This is a genomic window from Brevundimonas sp. UBA7534 (assembly GCF_002479325.1).
Taxonomy (GTDB): Bacteria; Pseudomonadota; Alphaproteobacteria; order Caulobacterales; family Caulobacteraceae; genus Brevundimonas.
The window spans coordinates 1-8495 of record NZ_DLMO01000004.1 but is presented as its reverse complement, the minus strand read 5'-3'; the positions used below and the strand labels follow the sequence as shown (position 1 = coordinate 8495).

Here is an 8495-nt window from a genome sequence, read left to right as displayed (position 1 = left end):
CACGTTCGCCGGGATGATGGCGCGGCCGGCCGCGACCTCGGAGCGCACCAGCTCCACGTCCACGCCCTCGCGCAGGGCGACGTAGCGCATCTCCGGGGTGATCTCGCCGCGCCGGGCGTAGTGCATCTGGGTGACGCGCGCGCCCTCCTGGGCGCGCAGCGGGGCGCGGCGCTCGCCGGCCCACTCCTGCGAGGCGGCGCCGCGGCGCACGGCCGAGCGGCCGTCGTCGAGCAGGTCGCGCTCGCGGCCCTCGTACTCCTCGACGTCGCCGCGGGCGCGGATCCACTCGGCGCGCTGGGCGGGCAGGCCGCGCTCGGGCACGGAGCCCGGGCCCATGGTGCGGTAGACGGTCAGGGGCGCGTTGGGCGTGCCGTCGGGGGAGTCGTCCTGGTGGACCTCGGTGACGGGCACGCGGATGCCGTGCTCGGCATCCTCGAGCCAGCCCAGACGGTGCGTGGGGTAGTTCTCCTCGGCGACGACCTCGGCCGTCGACTCGGCTGCGGGCAGGGGGGTGCGCTCGGAAACGGACATGGCCGCGGCTCCTTCTTCCTTCGCCGGAATGACCCGGACAGGTTCAGACGGTCTCCGGGCGGCGTCAGCCCGGTCTCAGCCCCGTGCCGTGGGGCTCCCGTGGGATGCGAGCGACCCTAGCACGTCCCCCGCGGCGCCTCACCGTCCGCCGTCCGGCCGCGGCGGGCCGCTCAGGCGCGCGCCGCGCGGGCCGCCCGCCGGCGCACCGTGGTGCGCTCGACGATCCACGTCACGATGAGCATCGCGATGATGACGATGCCGGCGTAGCCGAGGACGGGGTAGACGGTGCCCACGAGGTCGGAGAAGCCGACGCTCGAGAGCAGGGTGGCGCCCAGGGCCGTGACGACCGCGATGACCCAGCCCGGCACGCGGCGCATCGAGGACAGCAGGGCGATGCGCTCCACACCGCCGTACAGGCACGAGACCGCCGTCGTGAACTGCGCCAGCAGCAGGACGACCGTGTACAGCAGGGCGGCCCAGCCGCCGATCATCGCGGCCAGCTCGACCATGGGCAGCTCGGCGCGGCCGATCAGCTGGGCGTGGGCGGTCATCGCGGCCATCACCGCGCCGGCCATCACCACGAGGCCCAGGGCCCCGAGCCCGGCCCCGGCGACGAGGGAGCGGCCCGACGAGGAGCTCTCCTCGCCGATCGGGGCGAGCACCGCGTAGGCCAGCTGGATGTTGAAGGCCACGTACAGCACGCCCGAGAGCCACCACTGGTTGATCAGCGGGGACGAGGTCACGAGCGCGGCGACGTCGTCCACCGCGGCCCCCGGGTTCGCCAACCCCCACACCGCGACGCCGACGGCGACCCCATCTACTGGTCGCGCGCCAATGGCTGGGTCATGGGCGGCCTGGCCCGCTGGCTGGAATCGCTTCCCGCCGACTTCGTCGACCGTCCCTTCTACGTCGATCTCTTCCAGCAGATGGCCGGCCGCGTCGCGGAGCTCCAGCAAGGCGACGGCCTGTGGCGCGCCAGTTTGCTGGATCCGGAAACCTACCCGGAGGCGGAGACGTCCGGCTCGGTCTTCTATGTCTACGCCCTGGCCTGGGGGATCAACCACGGCCTGCTGGACCGCGAGACCTATCTGCCGCACGTGCTCAAGGGCTGGGCGGCGCTGAACCGGCACGTACTGCCCAGCGGCCTGGTGGGCGCCGCCCAGAAGACGGGCGACCAGCCGGTCGCGACGGCGCCGGAGGATGTCGGTCTTTATGTCTCCGGAACCTACATCCTGGCGGGTCTGGAGATCGCCGACCTGAACGGACAGGTCCAGTCCCTGCCGGAACCGGAGCCCGCACGCGACAGGCCCGAGGTGGTCGCGGCCACGACGCCGGTCCCGCCCGCCCCCCTCACCGTCGTGGGGCCCGAGGAGACGCGCCGGCGCGAAGCCGAGATGCGCGCCACCGCCGCCCTGTCCTACGATCCCGCCGACCTCGGCCGTCCTTCGACGATCGAACCGTTGGCCCCGCCGCCCGACGACCAGCAGGTTCCGCGCGCCGTCGCCCGCTTCGCGCCCGATCGGCTGGACGATCTGCTGTGGGAGAACGACCGCGTGGCTCACCGCATCTACGGCCCGGCGCTGGAGGCGCGCGAGGCGCCCTCAGGGTCGGGGATCGATGTCTGGGCCAAACGCGTGCGCTATCCCTTCATGGACCGCCAGCTGAAGTTCCCGAACTATCATACCGACCGGGGCGAAGGCCTGGACTACTACGACGTCGGGCGCGGACGCGGCGCGGGCGGCCTGGGGATCTGGTACGACAACAAGCTGTGGACCAGCCGCAACTTCTCGACCTACGATATCGAGAGGAGCGGCGGCGACGAAGCGCGGTTCAGCGTGACCTACCGTCCCTGGCCCGTCGATGTCGTTCGCACCGTTTCCGAGACGCGGGAATTCAGCCTGCCGATCGGGTCCAACTTCACCCGCATGACCTCGACGCTGAGTTCGAACTCCGACGCGCCCCTGATCGTCGGCATCGGCATTTCCAAGCGCAGCAACGACAACGGAAGGGGCTTCGTCACCCGCGACGCCGAGCACGGCCGGCTGATGTTCTGGGAGCCGGAAAACCCCGAGCATGGGTCGCTCGGGATCGCCATCGCGGTCGATCCCGCCAGGGTCGAAGGCTTCGCCGAAGACGCCGACAACTATCTGATCCTGGTCCGGGTGACGCCGGGTCAGCCGTTCACCTACTACATGGGCTCGGCCTGGGACCGTGGCCTCGACTTCCACGACCGCCCGTCGTGGGAAGAATTCGTCGCCCGCCAAAGCTTCGACTTCCGGTAATCCGTGGCGACCTCGCCGTCCCTTCGCCAGGCCGTGGGTCAACCCTGGCGAAGGACGAAGCCCTCCGGGGCGATGGCGCGGCGCGAAAAGGCGGCGGCGCGCACCGCGCCTCTGAACGGGCTTACCCGGTTGTAGCGGCTGCCGATGGAGGTGCGGCCGGCGCCTTGCGGCCGAAAGGCGAGCGGCGCCTCCGCCTGCAGGACGCCGTCCACGAAGCTGCGGTACAGGCGACCGTCGAACGTCTGCGCGACGTGGAACCAGCGGCCGACCGGGAAGCGCTTTTCGGCGGCGATGAGCGTGTGGTTGTACCCCTCGCCCTTGGCGAAGGCGTCGAGCCACCATTCGCCCTCGCGGGTTCGGATTTCGAAGAGGATGCGCGTATCCGTCGCCTCGCCGCCAGGCGCGATCTCCTGCAGGTGAAACCACCGCTGCTCGAAAGCCCCGCTCTCGGGACGAAACAAGGCCTCGAAGGTGAACGTCGCGGCGCCCGCCAGGGGATGAGAGTCCAGAAAGACGACGTCGCGCCTTCCGTCGAAGCGCACGGCCCGGCCCCAGGGTGAATCGACGAGCAGGGGCGCGCCCTCGCTATGGACCGGCAGGCCTCCGATCTCCTGAAGATTGTCGAAGACCCACAGGACCTCCCGCGCGGGCGCCGATCCCCGATCCAGCGACGCGCATCCCGTCGCGGCCAGTCCCAGTCCCGCGCTCATCAGGCGTCGTGTGATCATGACGGGCTCCAGTGAGGGACGAACAGATCAGGAAGCGAACAAAAAAGACGCGGCGCCGGGATCCCCGACGCCGCGTTCCGCGAGACGTTTCGCGCAGGGGGATTAGAACCGGTACCGCGCGCCGACGTAAACCTGTCGCCCGGTGTGGTGGTACACATAGGTGCTGTCGCGCGGTCCGCCGAGATCGCCGTGGTTCTGGCGATTGAACTCGTCTGTCAGATTCAGACCCTCGATCGAAAGGCTGAGATTGTCGGTCAGGTTATAGGAGGCCGATGCGTCGATCGTCGTCGTCTCGGTCTTGCCCTGATACGGGATGCCCGCCGAGCCGCCGTTCGAACCCGGCACGCTCTGATAGTAGTCGTCGCGGTACGCCGCCGACACGCGGGCGTTGAGCTTGCCGTCGTCGTAATACAGCGTCGCGTTCCAGGCGTTCGGCGACAGGTTCACCAGGTCTTCGGTCACGAAGGCGTCGCAGTCGGCGGTGACGCAGTAGTCGATTTCGGACTCGACGTGCGTGTAGTTCAACTGCGTACCCAGATTGGAAAGCAGCCCCGGCAGGAAGGTGAAGGTCTGCTGATAGCTGATCTCGAACCCCTTGAGCGGTCCCCCGGGCGTGTTGGTCGGCGTGCTGAAGGTGTAGAGATCGCCGGCCGGACGATCCGGCGCGGCCGGGAAGGCGATCGGGTTGAGCGCCGTCAGTTCCGCGTAGGTCAGGTCGTCCCGCGTCGTCTGGATGTAGGTCGAGATGTCCTTGTAGAAGTAAGCGAAGGACAGCAGCGCCTCGGGGGCGAAATAATACTCCAGAGACAGGTCGTAGGTCTTGGCGCGGTACGGCTCCAGGTCAACATTGCCAAGCGACGCCGTGCGGTTGGCCGCCGTCGGCGCGCTCAGAGCGAAGACCGGAACCAGGCTGGGCAGCGGAGGCCGCGCCATGACCTTTGCGGCGCCAAATCGCACGATGAAGTTCTCGTACGGCTCCAGCGACAGGTTGATGGCCGGCAGGGTGTCGTCGTACTCGTTTTCGCCAAGAACCGGGGTCGCGACCCCGCCGACGTTGGAATAGCCCAGGGCCTCGATTTCCGTCTTGACCTGACGGACGCCGACGTTTCCTCGGAACGGCATGTTCCACAGATCGGTGCTCCAGTCCGCCTGGACGTAGAAGCCGGTATCGGTTTCGGTGATGTCTCGCCAGTTGCCGTAGGTGGACGAATTGCCGTTCAGGCCGATCAGACGGAAATCGCCGCCCGGCACGCCGGTGTCGCAGTTGCAGCTGTAGTTCCAGATTTCGTCGAGGGCCCCCAGATCAGGCCGCACCCACGACAGCGGCGAACCGTCCGGAAGATCCAGATTGCGACCGAACCCCTCGAGCAAATTCGTCACGTCCGCCATCGACACGCCGGCCGGCAGGCTCGGCGCGACATTGTTGTTCCCGGGGCGCGCGAAGTTCCGGCTGTCGGCTTTGAACTCCTTCCAGTTCGCGCCGACCTTCAGCGTGATCGCGTCCGTCAGGTCGTAGGCGAAGCTGGCCGACGCCGTCGAATAGACGTTCTCCTGGAAGTTGGAGCTCGACCGCAACTCCGAGCGCGGATTGATCCCCCCGGGCCCGGTGATGGTCCACTGGTTGGGATCCGTGACGTCGAAGCCGTAGTCGATCAGCGGCAAATCGCGATTGTCGCGGAAATCCCAGCTGTAACCGTCGGTGTTCTGACGATCGATGATGGCGCTGACCTGCACCGGATTGCTGAACTCGGACTTGGCGCGCCCCACCAGACCGTTAAAGCGAAGACGGTCAGAGAATTCGTGATCGACCTCGAAGGTCATCTGGGTGAACTCGGTCTCCAGCACGTCGAACCGCTGCTCGGAGCGGATGTCCATGTCGTCCAGCACCGCATAGACCATCTCGCCGGTTTCCGGATCGACCTCGACATCGACGATGTCCACCTCGGGCTTGCCGCCTGACGCGGCGTTGCGGCTCAGCGACCAGGCTTGCAGGAAGTTCTCGCTGCGTGTGGAATCGAGCTTGGAGTACAGGGCGTCGAAGCTGAACAGGGTCGGTCCGTTGTTCGGCCGCGCCTGGAAAGACAGCGTCGCGCCCAGCCGTTCCTGACTGTGCTCAAGCCGACCGTAGCGGGGAATACGCGGGTGGAAGATGCCGCTGGGCGCGCCCGGCAAGGCGCCGGGATTATGGAAGCCGTTGTCGCCGCTGGCCGGACCCCAGCGCACCGAGCTGAAACCCTCCTCCAGACTGTCGCGCTCGCTGTAGGCGATCGAGAACAGAGCGCCCAGCTGCCCATCGGCCCAGGTGTTGGAAATCAGGCCGGCGAAGCGCGGGCTCCAGTCTTCCGAGAGGTCGTTGTAGCCGTACTGGCCGGACAGGGCGCCCTGGAAGCCGGGGTTGTCGAAGGGCCGGCTGGTGCGAAGGTCCACCGTCGCGCCGAGCGAACCCTCCTCGGTCTCGGCCGAGGCGGTCTTGCGCACCGTGATGTTGTTGAAGAGCTCGGAAGCGAAGACGTTGAAGTCGAAGCCGCGCCCGCGGTTCACGCTGCCGGAGGAATCGGTGGCGCCGGTCGTGGCCTGGGCCTCGATGCCGTTGATGCGGGTGCGGGTGAACTCCGAGCTCAGCCCCCGCACGGTGATCGAACGGCCCTCGCCCGCGTCGCGGTCGATCGACACGCCCGGAATGCGCTGGATCGACTCGGCCAGGTTGGTGTCCGGGAAGTCGGCGATGTCCTCGGCCGAGATGGCGTCGACGACACCCGCCTCGTTGCGCTTGATGTTCAGCGCGTTCTGGAGGCTGGCGCGGAAGCCGGTGACGACGATCTCCTCGACCTCGGCGGCCTGCTCGGCCGGCGCGGACGGATCGGCGGTCTGGGCCGCCGCGTCATGAGCCATCAGCGCGAGCGCGATCGCCCCGGCGGAAGCGGTGAAGGTCAGCGCGGAACGCGCGAATTTATTGCGTCGGGTCATGTCTCTGTGTCTCCTCCCAGTTGCGGCGTTCGAGGGTCGTCGCCCTCGTTGAGCCGTCCGCTGCTCGCGGACGACACCGGTGTCAGGTCTGGTTTGCCAAATCGCTGCTACCGGTGTCATACAAAGCTACGCATAGTTTTTCCGTGTGACAAGAAGGTGGCGAACCGGTTCGCCCGATTTCCTCCGAGGTGTCGTGGCGAAGACAATGACCGCGAACAGACGATCAGGCGCGGAGACGTCCGCCGCAGGGAGCAATGATGGGGCGGAAATCCAGCCTGCTGGCCCCCGCCGCGCCGGGCGGACCCGTGGCCGGGCCGCTTGCGGCGAGCGGGACGGACGAGATCAACCTGTCCTGCAACACAGCGCCCGTTCCGGCGCGCGCTCGATAAGGGAAGATGCGCCATGATGACGCGACGCACGAGCTTGGTCATGGGTCTGGCGGCGGCGGGGGTGGCGACAGCCCGCGCCGTGCGGGCGGCCCCTGGCGATCCCATGGTCCGCACGACGGCGGGGCCGGTCATCGGCCTGAAGGAAGACGGGATCACTGTCTTCAGGGGTTTGCGATACGGCGCGCCCACCCGCCGGTTCCAGACGCCGGAAAGACCTCGCTCCTGGACCTCGCCGATCCGCGCCGTCGAATACGGCGCCGCCAGCCCGCAGCGGGGGACCGAGCCGAACCAGTCGGAGGATTGTCTGTTCCTGAACGTCTGGACGCCCGGCCTGGACGCCGGGCGGCGGGCGGTCATGGTCTATATCCACGGCGGCGGCTATTCCGGCGGCTCGGGTTCGTCTCCGCTGTACGACGGCAAGCGGCTGGCGCGACGCGGCGATGTGGTGGCGGTGACGCTGAACCACCGTCTGAACCTGTTCGGCTACGCTTATCTGGCGCGGCTGGCCCCTGGGCTGGAGGATACGGGCAATCTCGGCCAGCTGGACCTGATTTTGGCGCTGGAGTGGATCCGCGACAACATCGCGGCCTTCGGCGGTGACCCGGACAGGGTCATGCTGTTCGGCCAGTCCGGCGGCGGCGCGAAGATCGCCACCCTGATGGCCACACCGCGCGCGAAGGGGCTTTTCCACAGCGCCGCGACCATGAGCGGTCAGCAGGTGACAGCTCAAGGACCGATCAACGGAACGCTACGGTCGGTCGCCTGGCTCAAGACGCTGGGGTTGACCCCCGACCGGGCGCACGAGGTCATGGACATGCCCGTCGAGCGGCTGCTGGAGGCGACGGCGACCCAAGACCCGATCCTGGGCTTCGGAGGCTTGTCCTATGCGCCGACGCTGGATTTCCGGACTTTGTCCCGCCATCCCTTCTATCCCGACGCGGCGCCGCAGGGGCTGTCGATCCCGATGATCATCGGCAACACACGCGAAGAGACGCTGGGCTTCATGGGCGACGACCCGGCGAACAGCGGCCTGACATGGGAGACCCTGCCTGCGCGGCTGACGCCTGGCGTCATGCGTATCGACATCACGCCCGAGCCGATCATCGCCGCCTATCGCCGGATGCACCCGGACTGGTCGCCCGACGAGGTGTTGATCGCAGCGACGACGGCCGGTCGGTCCTGGCGCGGCGCGGTGATCGAGGCGGAGGAGCGCGCCAAGACGGGCGCCCCAGCCTGGGTCTATCAGCTGGATTTCCCCGGCACGATGGCGTCAGGCCGCCGCGGCGCGTTTCACACCGCCGACATCCCGCTGGTCTTCGACAATGTCGAGGCCGAAGGCTCGCGCACCCGCGGGCCGGGCGCGCAGCAGGTGTCGGACATGATAAGCGACGCCTTCATCGCCCTGGCCCGGTCCGGCGATCCCAACCACCCGGGTCTGCCCCGCTGGGGCCCTTACGAACTGCCGCGCCGCCAGACGATGCTGTTCGACGTGCAACCGCGCATGGCCGACGACCCCCGGGGCGAGCAACGCCAGTTCTTCGCGGCCATTCCCTACATTCAGCCGGGAACTTAGAATCCCCTAGGGTCCGTACTCAATA

6 protein-coding genes are annotated in these 8495 nt (G+C 68.1%); 2 read left to right on the top strand and 4 right to left on the bottom strand.

Annotation, left to right across the window (positions count from 1 at the left end; genetic code table 11):
- Together B2U11_RS00265 and B2U11_RS00260 are read right to left on the bottom strand one after the other, a co-directional pair.
- On the bottom strand, positions 1–531 hold a 531-nt coding region (locus tag B2U11_RS00265; RefSeq protein WP_292068957.1), incomplete at its 3' end, for a phosphomethylpyrimidine synthase ThiC.
- Between the two features lie 170 nt (positions 532–701).
- A complete protein-coding gene (locus B2U11_RS00260) occupies positions 702–1295 on the bottom strand; it encodes a hypothetical protein (protein WP_292068959.1) in 594 nt (197 codons plus the stop codon).
- On the opposite strand from B2U11_RS00260, the gene B2U11_RS00255 reads away from it, so the two are divergent.
- The gene (locus B2U11_RS00255; RefSeq protein ID WP_292068958.1) at positions 1206–2813 is read left to right on the top strand and encodes a DUF4861 family protein; all 1608 of its coding nucleotides are present in this window, start codon (positions 1206–1208) and stop codon (positions 2811–2813) included. The two genes, B2U11_RS00260 and B2U11_RS00255, sit on opposite strands and share 90 nt — an antisense overlap.
- A 38-nt stretch (positions 2814–2851) precedes the next feature.
- Here B2U11_RS00255 and B2U11_RS00250 read toward each other — a convergent pair whose 3' ends face one another.
- Together B2U11_RS00250 and B2U11_RS00245 are read right to left on the bottom strand one after the other, a co-directional pair.
- The gene (locus B2U11_RS00250) at positions 2852–3541 is read right to left on the bottom strand and encodes a LamG-like jellyroll fold domain-containing protein (protein WP_292068956.1); all 690 of its coding nucleotides are present in this window, start codon (positions 3539–3541) and stop codon (positions 2852–2854) included.
- 102 nt (positions 3542–3643) lie between these two features.
- The gene (locus B2U11_RS00245; protein ID WP_292068955.1) at positions 3644–6508 is read right to left on the bottom strand and encodes a TonB-dependent receptor; all 2865 of its coding nucleotides are present in this window, start codon (positions 6506–6508) and stop codon (positions 3644–3646) included.
- A gap of 402 nt (positions 6509–6910) precedes the next feature.
- On the opposite strand from B2U11_RS00245, the gene B2U11_RS00240 reads away from it, so the two are divergent.
- Positions 6911–8470, top strand: coding sequence for a carboxylesterase/lipase family protein (locus B2U11_RS00240; protein ID WP_292068954.1), 1560 nt, complete (start codon positions 6911–6913; stop codon positions 8468–8470).
- The last annotated feature ends 25 nt before the right edge of the window (positions 8471–8495 follow it).

Excerpts from the sequence above, each read along its gene's own strand:
- B2U11_RS00245 (WP_292068955.1), bottom strand. The coding sequence starts at position 6,508 with ATGACCCGACGCAATAAATTCGCGCGTTCCGCGCTGACCTTCACCGCT.
- B2U11_RS00250 (WP_292068956.1), bottom strand. The coding sequence starts at position 3,541 with ATGATCACACGACGCCTGATGAGCGCGGGACTGGGACTGGCCGCGACG.
- B2U11_RS00240 (WP_292068954.1), top strand. The coding sequence starts at position 6,911 with ATGATGACGCGACGCACGAGCTTGGTCATGGGTCTGGCGGCGGCGGGG.